This is a genomic window from Bradyrhizobium sp. Arg237L (assembly GCF_029990105.1).
In the GTDB taxonomy this organism is placed as follows: domain Bacteria; phylum Pseudomonadota; class Alphaproteobacteria; order Rhizobiales; family Xanthobacteraceae; genus Bradyrhizobium.
Genome location: NZ_JAQMIL010000005.1, coordinates 113,786 through 129,005, shown reverse-complemented (window position 1 = coordinate 129,005; position 15,220 = coordinate 113,786). Strand labels below are relative to the sequence as shown.

At 61.8% G+C, this 15,220-nt stretch carries 15 protein-coding genes; 5 read left to right on the top strand and 10 right to left on the bottom strand.

Going from position 1 to position 15,220, the window contains the following annotated elements:
- Positions 1-32: 32 nt before the first annotated feature.
- From OZ411_RS04625 to OZ411_RS04580, 10 genes are all read right to left on the bottom strand, one after another.
- Entirely contained in the window at positions 33-680 is a 648-nt protein-coding gene (locus OZ411_RS04625) for a tetratricopeptide repeat protein (protein WP_282527005.1), read from the bottom strand.
- A gap of 10 nt (positions 681-690) precedes the next feature.
- Positions 691-996 carry a hypothetical protein gene (locus OZ411_RS04620; protein WP_130578407.1) on the bottom strand — a complete coding sequence of 102 codons (306 nt, stop codon included), beginning with the start codon at positions 994-996 and terminating at the stop codon, positions 691-693.
- 13 nt (positions 997-1,009) lie between these two features.
- A complete protein-coding gene (locus tag OZ411_RS04615) occupies positions 1,010-2,044 on the bottom strand; it encodes a ring-hydroxylating oxygenase subunit alpha (protein ID WP_282527004.1) in 1,035 nt (344 codons plus the stop codon).
- A gap of 67 nt (positions 2,045-2,111) precedes the next feature.
- A complete protein-coding gene (locus tag OZ411_RS04610; RefSeq protein ID WP_282527003.1) occupies positions 2,112-4,511 on the bottom strand; it encodes a N,N-dimethylformamidase beta subunit family domain-containing protein in 2,400 nt (799 codons plus the stop codon).
- Positions 4,512-4,549: 38 nt separating this feature from the next.
- Positions 4,550-4,990: a N,N-dimethylformamidase, small subunit gene (locus OZ411_RS04605; RefSeq protein WP_282527002.1), complete on the bottom strand. Its 441-nt coding sequence runs from the start codon at positions 4,988-4,990 to the stop codon at positions 4,550-4,552.
- Positions 4,991-5,008: 18 nt separating this feature from the next.
- Positions 5,009-5,707 carry an urea ABC transporter ATP-binding subunit UrtE gene (urtE, locus tag OZ411_RS04600; RefSeq protein WP_282527040.1) on the bottom strand — a complete coding sequence of 233 codons (699 nt, stop codon included), beginning with the start codon at positions 5,705-5,707 and terminating at the stop codon, positions 5,009-5,011.
- 2 nt (positions 5,708-5,709) lie between these two features.
- On the bottom strand, positions 5,710-6,453 hold the full coding sequence (urtD, locus tag OZ411_RS04595; protein WP_282527001.1) for an urea ABC transporter ATP-binding protein UrtD: 744 nt from the start codon (positions 6,451-6,453) through the stop codon (positions 5,710-5,712).
- Between the two features lie 9 nt (positions 6,454-6,462).
- Positions 6,463-7,566 carry an urea ABC transporter permease subunit UrtC gene (urtC, locus tag OZ411_RS04590; RefSeq protein ID WP_282527000.1) on the bottom strand — a complete coding sequence of 368 codons (1,104 nt, stop codon included), beginning with the start codon at positions 7,564-7,566 and terminating at the stop codon, positions 6,463-6,465.
- Between the two features lie 36 nt (positions 7,567-7,602).
- A complete protein-coding gene (gene urtB, locus OZ411_RS04585; protein WP_282526999.1) occupies positions 7,603-8,505 on the bottom strand; it encodes an urea ABC transporter permease subunit UrtB in 903 nt (300 codons plus the stop codon).
- 68 nt (positions 8,506-8,573) lie between these two features.
- Positions 8,574-9,863, bottom strand: coding sequence for a transporter substrate-binding domain-containing protein (locus OZ411_RS04580; RefSeq protein ID WP_282526998.1), 1,290 nt, complete (start codon positions 9,861-9,863; stop codon positions 8,574-8,576).
- A gap of 341 nt (positions 9,864-10,204) precedes the next feature.
- Here OZ411_RS04580 and OZ411_RS04575 point away from each other — a divergent pair, with 341 nt between their 5' ends.
- The 5 genes from OZ411_RS04575 (at position 10,205) to glnT (ending at position 15,219) form a co-directional block, all read left to right on the top strand.
- Positions 10,205-10,867, top strand: coding sequence for a helix-turn-helix domain-containing protein (locus tag OZ411_RS04575; RefSeq protein WP_282526997.1), 663 nt, complete (start codon positions 10,205-10,207; stop codon positions 10,865-10,867).
- Between the two features lie 104 nt (positions 10,868-10,971).
- Complete coding sequence (locus tag OZ411_RS04570) at positions 10,972-11,868, top strand: glutamine amidotransferase family protein (protein WP_282526996.1); 897 nt, start codon at positions 10,972-10,974, stop codon at positions 11,866-11,868.
- On the top strand, positions 11,868-12,554 hold the full coding sequence (locus OZ411_RS04565; RefSeq protein WP_130578417.1) for a protein glxC: 687 nt from the start codon (positions 11,868-11,870) through the stop codon (positions 12,552-12,554). Before OZ411_RS04570 ends, OZ411_RS04565 begins: the two co-directional genes overlap by 1 nt.
- Positions 12,555-12,563: 9 nt before the next feature.
- Entirely contained in the window at positions 12,564-13,895 is a 1,332-nt protein-coding gene (locus OZ411_RS04560) for an FMN-binding glutamate synthase family protein (RefSeq protein WP_282526995.1), read from the top strand.
- 25 nt (positions 13,896-13,920) lie between these two features.
- The gene (gene glnT / locus OZ411_RS04555; protein WP_282526994.1) at positions 13,921-15,219 is read left to right on the top strand and encodes a type III glutamate--ammonia ligase; all 1,299 of its coding nucleotides are present in this window, start codon (positions 13,921-13,923) and stop codon (positions 15,217-15,219) included.
- Position 15,220: the final 1 nt, after the last annotated feature.

The window sequence follows — 15,220 nt, the reverse complement described above, 5'->3', positions numbered from 1 at the left end:
CTCGTGCCGAAGCCGCGCGGCCGCCTCAATACTCAGGCCGACAGCCGCGCTGCGTTTCGCGCACTGAGCCGCTCGGCAAGGCGACGCCGCGCTTCGCGCTTCTGCTCCTCGCCCATGCCACGTACCAACTCTTCGAGCTCGGCCATCGCAAGCCCGACGCCGTGCTGTGCCGCCGCGCTGAGCCAGACAAACGCCTCGATCGGATCGGTGGCAACGCCGAGTCCCTTGGCGTAGCAATAGCCGAGTCGTCCCTGCGACGGGTAATGTCCCCGCTCGGCGGCCCGGCGATACCATTCCACCGCCTGCTTCATATCAGCGTCCACGCCCTGTCCCTTGGTCAGCACGACGGCGTAGTTGAACTGGCCCAGCGCATCGCCCTGTTTGGCGGCCCGGTGAAACCATGACGCCGCCCGCACCGCATCGGTCGCGACGCCCTCGCCCTTGGCATACATCGCCCCGACATTGTTCGCCGCGAGCGGATTGCCTTTCTCGGCCGCGCGCAGATACAGCGCGAAGGCGCGCGTCGGATCCTTCTCGATCCCGAACCCGTTGGCATAGAGCGAACCGAGCCATGCCTCGGCCTCGGCATCGCCGCGTTCGGCGAGCGGCTCCCAGATTTCGCGCGCTTTCGCGTAGTCGCGATCGATAAAGGCGGCTTCTCCATCGGCGGTGGTCAGCATGGGCTTCTCCTCATTGACGCGTATGGGGTGCCATCTTGAACAGATACACACAGTCGAAATCGTTGGAGTCGCCCGCCGGCTGGACGCCCGCCGTCTTCAGATGACCCACGAAATAATCATAGACCGTGCGCGCCGCCCGGTGAGTCAGGAGCTGCTTGTAAAGCCAGGGATCCGCGTCGGCACGCACGCCGTGCTGCTCGAACAGCGTCTGTTTCGGCGCGTCGGAGATGCCGACGCACCAGCTCGAAAACGACTGATCGAATTCCTTGATGTAGGCGAGGAATTCGTACTTGACCTGCTGTACGCTGAAAACCATGCACCTCCTCCCTTCAAGCTCGCATCAAGGGGGCACTCCAGTAGGCGACATGATGTCGGGTGACCCGCTCAATCAAGGCCTGGTTGAACAGCCAGCCGGCGCGGCTTGACTCGGACGGATCCGACGCGAGCGAGAGCTCAATCTTCTCCTGCAGCGAGGACGCCTGCCCGGCTGCCTGGTCGAGCAGGCGCATGAGGCCGCCGCATGCGTCCTCATGTGCGGAACGCGAGAGCTCAGGCGGGCTGAAGAAGGAGAGCCGCCAGAGCGTCTGGTCCAGTGCGGTCGGCTGCAACACCACCACAAGGGTTGCGTAGCGGGACCGGACAAGAACGAGATTGGGAAACGTCCATTCGGCGCTGACATGGTTGGTGGCGCCGCCACCGGCGAGGCTGGAGCGCGCGATGTCGACGATCGTCGCACCCGCAAGCTTCCAGTTCGAACGGTGTTCCTGCCAGTGACCTTCCAGGCGCACAAGGTTCTCCGTCCATTCCGGAAGCAGCGGCCGCTGTTCGGCGTCCAGCGTCGGATCGATGTTCGCGAAGATCAGCGGGCCAGAGGTCCTGACCTTCACCGGCAGAAGGCGCTCCGGCACGGCACCGAGATACTGACCCATCTGCGGCGACATCTCGGCGAGGGCGTTGGCGAGGATGACGTCGCGGTCGCGGCTGAATCCGCAGGAGGTGTAGGAACATCTGGTCTTCTTGCCGGTGCGGCACTGTGCCGGTATCGTCCGGCAGCCGCCGTGCTGCGCCTTGTTGAACCGTCCCTGCAAACCGCCATCGGGCAATCGCTGAACGTGGATCGCGTGCTGGCCGATCGTATAGGGAAGCAGATCGAGCGGATCGGGGATTTCGGGCGACGTGCCGATGCAGACCCAGTCCCGCGTCCAGACCTTTTCGTTCTCGAGGCGCTCGAACACCTCCGATGTATAGGCGCGGCGGGGAAGCATCGTCGCGAGCCCGAACGGCGCGCGACACGATGAATAGAGCCGGGGATCGAGGAAATCGATACCCGCGTCGATATAGACCGTATCCGGATGAGTCAGCATCGTTGCGCCTCCGTCACGGAGGCGGCGCTGGCAAAAACCCGCGCCGCCTTCGTCGTCCTCTCCTGCGCTACTTGCGCGCCTTGTTCATCGGCTGGTCGTAGTCGGCGCGGCCACGATGGATGATCGCCTCCGGATCTGGCATCGGCAATGGACCGTCCTGCATGAAGCGGTTCAGTACGTTGCCGACCAGCGTCGAGATGTTGTTGTCGCCGTTGTTCCAGGGCAGCGCGCCGCAGAAGGCGATCGACGAGAACGCGAACGATCCGCCACCGTTTGGCGTCTCATGATAGGCGATGTCGGAGCGCACGCGCGGGTGCTGAGTTCCGTCAAGGCCCTGCTGGTTGAAGCCGTAGTCCTCCATGACCAGCAGATAGCCTTCTGTGTGGCGCCCTGCGGAGGTTGCCACCACCAGCGTGTGCGGCGGGCTGCCGAGCATGGTATCCACGATGTCGAGCTCGGTGCCCGCGGCGCCGCCGCCGACGAGACCGAAATTTCCGAGCTTCTCGTCGTAGGAGATGCCCTCGAAGGCCCAGGCTACGCGCGTGTCGTTGCTCTCCGGAGTCCTCGAATAGTAGGTCGAGATGTCGAAACCTTCCGACGACATGCCCGTGCCGGCTACCGTATGCAGATAGCGTCCGCGGAACCGCCACATGCCGCCGAGTTCGCCCGTGCCCTGGTGATAATATTCGCCGGGATCGGCACGCCAGGTGCGAATGCCGCTTTCGCAGCGCCTCATCTCCGTGACGATGCCGCGACCCTGTCCGTCATATGCGGGATGATAGGAGTGCACCCAGTACCAGCCGTCCGCGCCCATATACATGAAGCGGCCGCCGCGCTGCATGTAGTTGTGGAGCGCATCGAGCTGCGGTCCGCTGTTGTGCTCGGGATGCGAGCCGGTGATGATAACGTTGTAATTCTCAAGCCGCGCAAGGCCATCATAGGTGACGTCCTCGTCGGTGATCACGTCATACTCGTAGCCCTTCTTCTCCAGCCAGTAGATCATGTGCAGATCGGCCGGGTATTGCCAGGGTGCCTGCGCCAGGAAGTGATCGTACTTCGGCCGGATGCTGAGGATCGGCCGCAGCCGCGACGACAGGCAAAGACCGCTGCCATCGGTGTGGGTGTCGTAGATCGATCCACCGTATTCGCGATGCTCCGACAGGAACATGTTCTGCTGCTGCATGATCGGCACCCGATAGACCAGCAGTTCGGCGCCGCCGGCATTGTTGGCGAGATGCTCGTTGGCATAGGCCATGTAGCTGATGGTCGGCACCATGAAGGCGATCTTCGCGGTCTCTTCGCCGACGCGAGGCACCACCCAGAACGGGATGTAGTCCTCGCTTCCGTCCTTCGCCGTCAGCTTCGCGGCGTAGAACTTGCTGCCCGTGCCCTTCGGCACGTTCCACTCGAAGCTCGTGCTCCAGCGGGCGTCATCGATATCGTCGTCATGGAAATGGATGGCGCCGTATTGTTCCGGTGCGACCTTCCAGTCGAACACCTGGCCTTCCCAGTTGTAGCCGGTCATCGCCCGGGTTGGGCAATTGACGATCGTGGCATGGAACAAATATGGCCCCTTGTCTTTCCCGACTAGCGTGTTGATCCCGTCGGAGAAATCCCATGATGCGGCGATGGCCTCGGAGAGCTTGCCGGTCGGGCCCGAATTGCGCCGCTCGCTGAGACCCGGTTGCGCACCGAGCTTCATGGTCTCGATCTCGAGCCGGCTCAGCGCCCTGTTGCAGATCCGCGGACTGTCGATCTTGCCGTTGTAATGTCCCTTGATGAGGATGCCCGCCGGCACCGAAGCCTTGCCCTGCGGGGCGTCGCTGAACGAGCCGCAATAGCCGGCGATCACGGTCGGCGTTCCCGGCGCATAGGTGAGCTTGGTCGAGAGTTTCTTCGTGACCGGTGGTATCTCCGGATCAAGTGCGTAGACGATCTGCGGCTCGTGATAGAGAATGGCTTCTCCGGTCTTGGCATCGAACGACGCCGCCACGAAGTGCCAGGCATGATCGCGAAGCGGCGCGCCGGTGGTGATGACCTGGTCGTTGACGCGGAATTCGACGCAGCCGGCTTCGTTGATGAAGAGCCCGTATCCGTTGCCGTCGTGCCACTTGGTGACCAAGCCCTGCGCGCCGTGCTTCCAGTATTTGGGATGCGTCTTCGGCGCGGTCGGCCAGATCCAGCACTGCAGCGTTACGCTTTCCAGACAGAATTGCGGCTTGTCGACCACGAATCCGTAGGAGCCGCTGTAGATCTCCTGCTTCATGCCCTTGTACGTGCCGTTGCAGGAAGCCTGGATCTTCTCCTCGATGAATCCCGGCCCGCGCGGATTGGTGTCGGCATGGATCATCTTGACGATCTCCGCCTGGTAGTCGGCCGGTCCGTCGCAATTGACAAAAAACTTGATGGTGTCTCCCGGATGGACGCTGAACTTGTCAGCGTAGCCGGTGATCGTCATCCAACTCATGATTGTGCCCTCAACAGTTGACTTTTCTCATTGAACCTTCAGGTCGTCGCCCACATGTCGTCTCGGCGTTTCCATCCCTCGCGGAAGTGTTCCGGGAAACCGTCGTACTCAGCGAACTCCTCCAGCCGCATCAGAAAGATGTCATGCTGCGGGTCCTGCTCATTGTCATAGACCTTGTCGTTGATGAATTCCGGCGGCACGCCGCGGATGCCGGAAAGGCGGGCGATGCGCCACTCCTTTTCGACCTTGGTGCAGACGACGACGAGCTTGCCTTTCGCCGGCTGCGCCCGCATGCGCAGCAGGACGCGATTGAGCTGGAAGTCCTCGTGAATGCCTCCCGTGACCGTGGTGGTGTCGCCCGGCGTCGCGCATTTGAGCACGCTGTTGCCGGCGACCCCCTTCATGGAGTCGATGCATTCCTTGTGCTCCTTGATCATGCGCTGCGCATCGGACGAAGAGGGCCGGGGTATCGGAATCATCTATCTGCTCCGTGTTGACTAGATGGTGAGATACTTGTGGATCACGTCATCGGTGAGTTCGGCCATCGGGCCGCCGGCGACCACGCGTCCATTGTCGACCATGAGGAATGCATCCCCCAGCCGCCGAGCCACGCGGATGTGCTGCTCGGTCAGGAGAAGCGTGATGCCGAGCTTGCGGTTGAGCGTCAGCAAGGTTTCGCCGATCTCATGCACGATATTGGGCTGGATGCCCTCGGTGGGCTCGTCGAGCAGAAGGATCTTCGGATCGACCGCCAGCGCGCGAGCAATCGCAAGCTGCTGTTTCTGTCCGCCGGACAGGAGGCCTGCCCGGCGGTCGAGATTGGCCTTCAGATAGGGGAACATCTGGAGGCAAATCTCGGGAATCTCGGGACGGCCATCGTGGCGTGCGAAGGTACCCAGGAGAATGTTCTCTCGGACGGTGAACTCCGAGAGAATTCCGCGCCCCTGCGGCACGTAACCGATACCGAGCCTGGCCCGGAGATGGGTTGGCGAGGACGCGATGTCCTGCCCCTCGATGGTGATCTCGCCAACCGACCTGTCGGTCAGGCCCATGATCGTTCGCATCAACGTGGTCTTGCCGACGCCATTGCGGCCGAGCACACAGAGGCACTTGCCCTCTTCCACGCCGAAGGAGAAATCCTTCAGGATTGGCGTCTTGCCGTAATAGGAGGTGACGCGGTCCATCGACAGCAACATGGTCACGCGTCCTCCGTCTCGCCGAGATAGACCTCGCGCACGCGTTCATTGGCCTCGATGTCGCCGATCGATCCATGGGCGAGCAAGCTGCCCATATGCATCACCGTGACCATGTCGGCGATCTGGCGGACGAAGGCCATGTCGTGCTCGACGACGACGAGCGTGTTGGTCTGCTTGAGGCGGTTGAATATCTCAGCGGTCTTCTCGATCTCGGATTCGGTCATGCCGGCGACCGGTTCGTCCAACAGAAGAAGGCGCGGATTCTGCATCAGCACCATCCCGATCTCGAGCCACTGGGTCTCGCCGTGCGACAGGATGCCCGCTTCGACGTTCAGGCGGTTGCCAAGCCCCGTCAGCGCGAGGATCTCCTCGAGCTTCTCGGCGAAGAACGGCTCCCTGAAGCGGAAGAAATTCTTCAGCGGGTTGGTGCTGCGGCTGTAAGCGACTTCGAGGTTCTGCCGCACCGTCAGATCGCGGAACACCGCGGGCACCTGGAATTTGCGGCCGATGCCGCGCCGGGCGATCTCGTGCTCGTCGAGACCGGTGATATCGTCATCGCAGAACAGAATCCGGCCCGAGGTCGGCTTCTGCCGGCCGGTGATCAGGTCCATGGTCGTGGTCTTGCCGGCGCCGTTCGGCCCGACGAGGCAGCACAGCGTTTGTTCCACGAGCTCGAAGCTGAAGTCGTTGATCACCGAGACGGTGTCGAAGCTCTTGCAGAGGTTGCGGATTTCCAGGAACCCCATGACCGCCCCCTACTCGCCTGGCTGCGGATAGAGGCGCGGGGCGGAAACGCCGTTGCCGCCCTTCTTCGAGCCGATCGAGATCCGGCCCAGCGCACTTTCGACCAGCCCGATCAGTCCCTTCGGCAGGAAGCGCACGACCAGGATGAAGAATCCGCCGAGGATCAGGAGCCAGGTATTGAGGAACGCGTCGCCCAGATAGCTCTGCGCGCCCTGGATCAGGAAGGCGCCGAGGATGGCGCCCATCAGCGACATGCGCCCGCCGATGCCGGCCCAGATCACTATCGAAAGGCTGAAGGTGGTATCGAACTGTGCCGGCGAGACATATTGCGTCAGGATGACCCAGCAGCAGCCGGCCACGGCGGCAAAGAGGCCGGACACGGTGTAGATGGCGGTCTCGTAGCCGGCAACATTGTAGCCGAGGAAGCGGACCCGCTCGGCGTCATTGCGGATCGACTGTACGACGAGGCCGAACCGGCTGAGCGTCATCAGCTTGGCCACCACAGTTGCGGCGATCAACAGACCGAGCACCAGCCAGTACGCGCCCGGGCTATAGGGATCGACCACCAGTTCCCCGAGCTTCAGGGCAGCCGGCGGCGTGATGCCGTTGACGCCGTTGGTATAAGGTTGAATGTCGAGGATCAGCGTGTACCACGCGCTCAGCATCGCGAGCGTCATGATCGCAAAGAACGGGCCGGACACGCGGGCGCGGAACATCAGCCCGCCGAAGATCGCGCAGAACACCGTCGGGACAACCAGCGCCAGCACGATGCCGACCGTCGTATTGCCAAAGGGTACCCAGAACAGCGGGAGGTGATCCAGGCTGTTGTTGAGCATGAAGGGCGGCATCGGGTTCGATTCGTCTTGCGACTGCATCTGCATGGTCATCGCCATGCCGTAGGCGCCAAGACCAAAGGGAATACCCTGTCCGAGATTGAGGATGCCACCGAAGCCCCAGCACAGGCTGACGGAAAGCGCGAGCATTGCGAACACGCCATATGTCGAGAGCTGATTAAGCAGGAAATTATCGCTCACGACCAAAGGCACCATTGCAAGCACGGCATAGAAGACCAGATAGGCCAGCCATTGCGCGCTTACCTTGTGATAGAGATTCATTTCGCCATTCCCTTCCCGATCCCGGTGCCGCAGCCTTCACCGACGCTTTGCGGATGGCGCGAACAAGCCCTGTGGCCGTATCCGGAGGAACACCACGATCATCACGAACAGCACGAAGCGGGCGAAAGTGTCGTTGGTGAAATAGGCGAAGATCGATTGCAGTTCGCCGGTCGCGCCACCCGCTGCCACGCTGCCCGCCAGCGTGCCACCGCCGACCACGACCACGAGGAAGGCCTGCACCACATAGGCCGCCCCCATCGTGGGCAGAACGATATTGAGAACACCGAAAAGAGATCCCGCGAGACCGGCAAGGCCCGCGCCAAGCGCGAAGGTCAGCATGTAGACGCGATCGGCATTGACGCCGAAGGACGCCGCCATCTCCTTGTCCTGCGTCACCGCGCGCACCTGGACGCCGAAGCGCGTCCGGTAGAACAGGGCCCAGAGCGCCACGACGACCGCGATGGTGACCAGGAGCACCACCACGCGGAAAACGGAAATATTGACGAAGGCGAACTGGATGTTGCTCGAGAAGATCGGCGGTACCGCAAGATATTTGGGATCGCTGCCGAAGATCAGTCGCACCCCCTGCATGAGCACAAGCGATACGCCGAACGTGGCAAGCAGCGTATCCAACGGGCGTTTGTAGAGGTAGCGGATCAATCCGCGTTCCAGGATCAGGCCGACCGCGGCAACGATCAGGAAAGAAGCCGGAACGCACAACAGAAAAGGCAGCCCAAGGAAGCTCTGCAACATGTACGAACTGTAGGCGCCAAGCATGATGAACTCGCCATGGGCCATGTTGATCACGCCGACCGCGCCATAGATGATCGTGAGCCCCAACGCAGCAATCAGCCAGATGCTGGCAATGCTGATTCCGAGGATCAGCGCGTTGATGAACGCGCTGAGATCGAAGGACGTGAAGAACGATCCGACCGCCATAGCTCGCTCCGTGCCAAGCCGACCGTGGCGCGCGACGCGCACGCCACGGCTGCTGTTTTTCGCTGTGTTCAGATCACGCTCTTGCGCACTTTGCCGTCGGCAGCTTTGAGGCCGTCCGCCGTGCACTTGCCGAGGTCCGGATAGATCGAATACGGGTCCGGCGCGACGTGCTCTGCCGAAGCCTTCACGATCTTGAAGCTGCCGTCGGCCTGGCACTGGCCGATTTTCGGCTTCAGCCAGGCGTTGAAGTTCTGATCGTCGATCCAGATCAGTCCTTCCGGGGAAACCGCATCCTCGACCTTGATGCCGCCGGTACTGTCGCGGATCGCGCGCGGCGTCACCTCCTCCAGGCCAACCTTGGCGATGGCCTTTTCGAGACCGTACTTGAAGACGTAGGCGGAAAGATAGGTCTCTTCCATATTGTAGTGGGTGACACCGTTCTTGCCGTACTTGCTCTTCAGGAATCCCTCCACGAACTTGTGGTTGGTCGGATTGTCGAGCCCCTGGAAATACGGCGCCGAGAGAAAGTGGCCGGCCCCGAACTCGTTGCCCATCGCGCGGGTTTCGATCTCGCCCGTAGTGAGCGAAGCAATCGGCATCGAGTCGACCTTGAAGCCCTCCTGCTTGAACTGCTTGTGGAAAGCGATGTCGGATGCACCGACCACGGTCGAGAAGATGAAGTTCGGCTTCGCCTCCCGGATCTTGTTGAGCACGGGGCCGAATTCCGAACTGCCGAGCGGGATGTATTCCTCACCGAGCAGTTCGCCGCCAGCCTGCTGCAGCCAGACCTTGGCGTTCTTGTTGGATTCCTTCGGCCAGACATAGTTGGAGCCGACGAAGAAGACCTTCTTGCCGAACTGCTGGACCATGAACGGAATCAGGTCCTTCGAGTGCTGGTTCGCCAGCGGACCGGTGCAGATCGTGTTCTGAGTGCATTCCGCGCCCTCATAGCAGGTCGGGTAGTAAAGCAGGTGGTTCTGCGCCATGACGGTCGGCAGGATCGCCTTGCGGCTCGCCGAGGTGTAGCAGCCGAACAGCGCGACGACCCGATTGCGCAGGATGAGTTCCTTGGTCTTCTCCGAATAGACGTTGAAGTCCGACTTCGCGTCGACGATCACCGGCTCGATCGGTTGACCGGCGATGCCGCCGGCCTTGTTGATCTCATCGATCGCGTACTGCATCACGAGCGTCGAGTCCTCTTCAGGCACTGCAAGGCCGCCGGTGAGCGAGAACAGGAGCCCGACCTTGATGGGCTCGCCCTTCTTGATCCAGGACTGAGCTCCCCACGCCTGATTGATGCTCTTTACGAACCCGTATGGAGCGGCGAGGACCGTCGCACCTCCGAGCGTTGCTTTCATGAAACCACGACGATCTGCCCGCATAACAGCCTCTCAAGTGATTTTCTCTACACGAAATCTATTTTCTAAACGATACAAGTGACCCGAACTTTCTCAAGAGTAAAATTTGTGCACTGACAGTTACAATGAGGACAGCTCGGTTTTTACTGCGTCGGGCGACGCAACTGCACGGCCGCGATTGATCGCGACATCGTTCGGAAGTTCTGCGAGCCGACGAAGCCGCGGCGCGGCGCCAAGTCAGACGCCAAGTCACACGTCGCGGTTGCGGGCTGAAAAATTCTTACCGCCTCCGCCTGCCATCGTGTTACGACTTGCGCTGATAAGAACGGGATAACATGCAGATGAAAAGAAAGAGCGCGGCAACGCCGAAGGAAACGGTCATCGAGAATTCGGACTACCGCACGGGCTCGAATGCGCCGATCGAAAGCAGCCGAAGTCTGGAGCGCGCGCTCGGCGCGAAGATCAGGGATACCCGACGTCAGCAGGATCTCTCGGTGCTTGATCTGGCCAGCGCCGCGAACATCTCGGCCGGCATGCTTTCGAAAATCGAGAACGGCCAGATTTCGCCGTCGCTTTCCACGCTACAGTCGATTGCGAACGCGCTTACTGTGCCGCTTAGTTTGCTGTTCGCGGCATCCGAGGAGCGGCGCGACTGCTCCTTCGTTCGCGCCAAGCAAGGCGTGGTCATCGAACGACGCGGCACCAAGGTGGGACATGTGTACCAACTGCTCGGACATGTGAGCGGCGAGGACGTCGTCGTCGAGCCGTACCTCATCACGCTGAAGGAAGAGGCCGAGGCCTATACGGGATTCCAGCACGCCGGCACAGAGTTCATCTACATGCTCACCGGCGAGGTGATCTACCGTCACGGCAACAAGAGCTACCGGTTACGCCCGGGCGATTCCATGCTGTTCGACTCCGGCGCGCTGCATGGGCCCGAAGTGCTGGTGAAGCGGCCGATGACTTACCTCTCGATCATCGTGTATCCGCGGCGCCCCGCCTAATTCTGCCTCATTGCGCCCAATTTCTTATCAGGAAAAACTTATTCCTCACGATTGACGAAGCGTCCGAAGCTGCTACATTTGCTCTCCAAGTCAGGGAGCAGCGCATGTGCGGCATTGTCGGATTGTTTCTCAAGAACGAACAGCTTCAGCCGGAGCTGGGCGAACACCTTTCGCGCATGCTCGCGACGATGTCGGCCCGCGGTCCGGACAGCGCAGGCATAGCGATCTATGGCGCAGGGGCCGACGATCTCATCAAGCTGACGCTGCGCGCCGCCGACGCGGCCGTGGACCGCGATCTGGCGAGGAGGCTCGGCGCGGTGCTGAAAGCGCCGGTCGATCTGGTGCGGCGCTCCAATCATGTCGTGGTGACGATACCCCGTGAGCAACAGGCGCAGGCCCTGGCCTGGCTGCGCGAGCATCATCCCGAGATACATCTCGTCAGCGCCGGCTCCCGGATGGAGATCTACAAGGAGGTCGGCCTGCCGGAGCGCGTCGCCGACCAGTTCTCGCTGCCCGCGATGCAAGGCACCCACGGCATCGGCCATACGCGCATGGCGACTGAATCGGCGGTCACCACTAATGGCGCTCACCCCTTCTCGACGGGCGCCGACCAGTGCCTCGTCCACAATGGCTCGCTCTCCAACCACAACGCGGTCCGGCGCGGCCTCAAGCGCGAAGGTTTCGTCTTCGAGACCGAGAACGATTCCGAGGTGGCCGCGGGCTATCTGACGTGGCGGATGCGCGAAGGCGACAGCCTCAAGCAGGCGTTGACGTCCAGCCTTGTCGCACTCGACGGCTTCTTCACCTTCGTCGTCGGTACCCGCGACGGCTTCGCCGTGCTCCGCGATCCGATCGCCTGCAAACCGGCCATCCTTGCCGAGTCCGATGACTATGTCGCATTTGGCTCCGAGTTTCGCGCCCTCTCGGCGTTGCCAGGCATCGAGAACGCCCGCGTCTTCGAGCCCGAACCGGCGACCGTCTACGCTTGGGAACGTCGATAATGCCCGTGATCGATCTGGAGCGGCAAACAGTCCGAGAACTCAACGCGGCGCTGCACCGTCTCGTACCTGATACCAACGAGACCCTGTGGGAAGTCAGCAACTCCAACGGCAAGCATGCGATCGGAACGGGCGTCGATGCACCCATCGAAATCGATATCAACGGACATGTCGGCTATTACTGCGGCGGTATGAACAAGCAGGCGTCGATCCGCATTCACGGCAATGCCGGAACGGGCGTCGCAGAGAACATGATGTCGGGCGTCGTTCATGTGATGGGCGATGCGAGCCAATCCGCCGGCGCCACCGGTCACGGCGGACTGCTGATCGTCGATGGTGACGCAGCCGCACGCTGCGGAATCTCGATGAAGGGCATCGATATCATCGTCAAGGGTTCGATCGGCGCCATGAGCGCTTTCATGGCCCAGGCCGGCAACCTCGTCGTCTTCGGCGATGCCGGAGAGGCCCTCGGCGATTCCATCTACGAAGCGACCATCTTCGTGCGGGGAAAGGTGAAGAGTCTCGGCGCCGACTGTATCGAAAAGCCGATGGCGAAGGAGGACAAGGCCCGCCTCGCCGCACTGCTCCACCGGGCCGGCGTCGAAGACGCCAACCTCGACGAGTTTCGCATGTATGGGTCGGCACGCCGTCTCTACAACTTCCACATCGACAACATTGCATCCTACTGACGGCAGACGATGGCAGCCCCAAAACCGATAAGAACGGAACCGCGCTTCTCAGCAACCTTCGACCGCTACACGATTTCTGAGATTCAGCGCGCCGCGGCCACCGGCATCTATGACATCCGCGGCGGCGGCGCCAAGCGACGGGTACCGCATTTCGACGACCTGCTGTTTCTCGGCGCCTCCATATCGCGCTATCCGTTGGAGGGTTATCGCGAAAAGTGTGGCACCGACGTCGTGCTCGGCTCTCGCTTTGCGAAAAAGCCGATCCACCTCAAGACGCCCGTCACCATTGCCGGCATGAGCTTCGGCGCATTGTCGAGCACGGCAAAGGAAGCGCTCGGCCGCGGTGCCAGCGCGGTCGGAACCAGCACGACGACCGGCGACGGCGGCATGACCAACGAGGAGCGCGCTCATTCGTCGCTCCTCGTCTACCAATATCTCCCTTCACGCTACGGAATGAACCCCGACGATCTGCGCCGCGCCGATGCCATCGAGATCGTGGTCGGCCAGGGCGCCAAGCCTGGCGGCGGCGGCATGCTGCTGGGACAGAAGATCTCCAGGCGCGTGGCCGAGATGCGCACGCTGCCGGAAGGCATCGATCAGCGTTCTGCCTCCCGTCACCCCGACTGGACCGGCCCCGATGACCTCGAGATCAAGGTCGAGGAGCTGCGCGAAATCACCGATTGGGAGAAGCCGATCTACGTGAAGGTTGGGGCGAGCCGCCCGTATTACGACACGGCCCTGGCCGTGAAGGCCGGTGCGGATGTCGTCGTGATCGACGGCATGCAGGGCGGAACGGCCGCCACGCAGGAGGTCTTCATCGAGAACGTCGGTATTCCGACGCTGGCGGCGGTGCGCCCCGCGGTGAAGGCGCTCCAGGAACTGGGCATGCACCGCAAGGTGCAGTTGATCATCTCCGGCGGCATTCGCAACGGCGCCGACGTCGCCAAGGCGCTCGCCCTCGGAGCCGACGCGGTCGCGATCGGCACGGCGGCGCTCATCGCGCTGGGCGACAATAACCCGGCGCTCGAAAGCGAATACAACAAGCTCGGCACGACGGCCGGCGCCTATGACGACTGGCATGAGGGATTAGATCCGGCGGGCATCACCACGCAGGATCCGGAGCTTGCAAAGCGCCTCGATCCGGTCGTCGCGGGGCGGCGGCTTGCCAACTTCCTGTCCGTTCTTACGCTGGAAACGCAGACAATCGCACGCGCCTGCGGCAAGAACCACGTCCACAATCTCGAACCTGAAGACCTTGTCGCACTCACCGTCGAAGCGGCTGCGATCGCGCGCGTTCCGCTCGTCGGCACCAATTGGACTCCTGGCCGGGACCGATACTGACACTTACCGCTGATGAAGAGGCACCATGTCGATCGATCTTGCTGAAGCCGCCAAAGAACGGAAGATCAAGTACTTCCTGATTTCCTACACCGATCTGCTGGGCACCCAGCGTGCCAAGCTTGTTCCGGCCGAAGCGATCGGAGGCATGGCGAGGAACGGCGCCGGTTTCGCCGGCTTCGCCACCTGGCTCGACATGACGCCGGCCGATCCGGATATCCTTGCCATTCCCGATCCGGACAGCCTGATTCAACTTCCCTGGAAGCCGGAGGTCGGCTGGCTGGCCGCCGATCCATGGATGGGCGGCAAGCTGGTCGAGCAGGCGCCACGCAATATGCTGAAGAGACTGATCGCGACGGCGGCCGACCGCGGCTTTCAGCTCAAGAGCGGCGTCGAATGCGAATTCTTCCTGATCTCGCCGGACGGGGAGAACATCGGCGACATCTCCGATCGTCAGGCCAAGCCCTGCTACGATCAGTCGGCGCTGATGCGGCGCTACGAGGTGATCAGCGAAATCTGCGACGGCATGCTCCAACTGGGCTGGAATCCCTACCAGAACGACCACGAGGACGCGAACGGCCAGTTCGAGATGAACTGGGACTATAGCGATGCGTTGGTTACCGCCGACCGCCACGCCTTTTTCAAATACATGGTGAAGTCGATTGCCGAGAAGCATCAGCTTCGCGCGACTTTCATGCCGAAGCCGTTCTCCGGCCTTACGGGCAACGGCTGTCACGTCCACGTCTCGCTGTGGAAGGGCAACAGGAATCTCTTTGAAGACGAAAAGGGCGAGCTCGGCATTTCATCGATCGGATACGCCTTTATCGGCGGCATCATTCATTCTGCCGACGCGCTGGCGGCCATTCTCAATCCGACGGTGAACTCCTACAAGCGGATCAACGCGCCGCGCACGCTGTCCGGGGCAACCTGGAGCCCGAACACGGTCACCTTCTCGGGCAACAACCGGACGCACATGATCCGAATACCTGAAGCGGGACGGTTCGAACTGCGCCTCGCTGACGGCGCGGCCAATCCCTATGCCATGCAGGCCGCCATCCTGGCCGCCGGGCTCGATGGCATCCAGAGCAACCGCGACCCCGGCAGGCGCCTCGACATCAACATGTACACTGACGGCCATCTGGTGCAGGACGTCAAGAAACTCCCGCTCAACCTGCTCGATGCCCTACGAGCACTGGAAGGCTCCAGACTATTGAGCGACAGCCTCGGCGAATACGTGCCGGCCTATCTGAAGCTCAAGCACCAGGAGTGGAACGACTTTTCACGACACCTCACGCAATGGGAGCGCGAGACCACGTTGGATTGCTGAC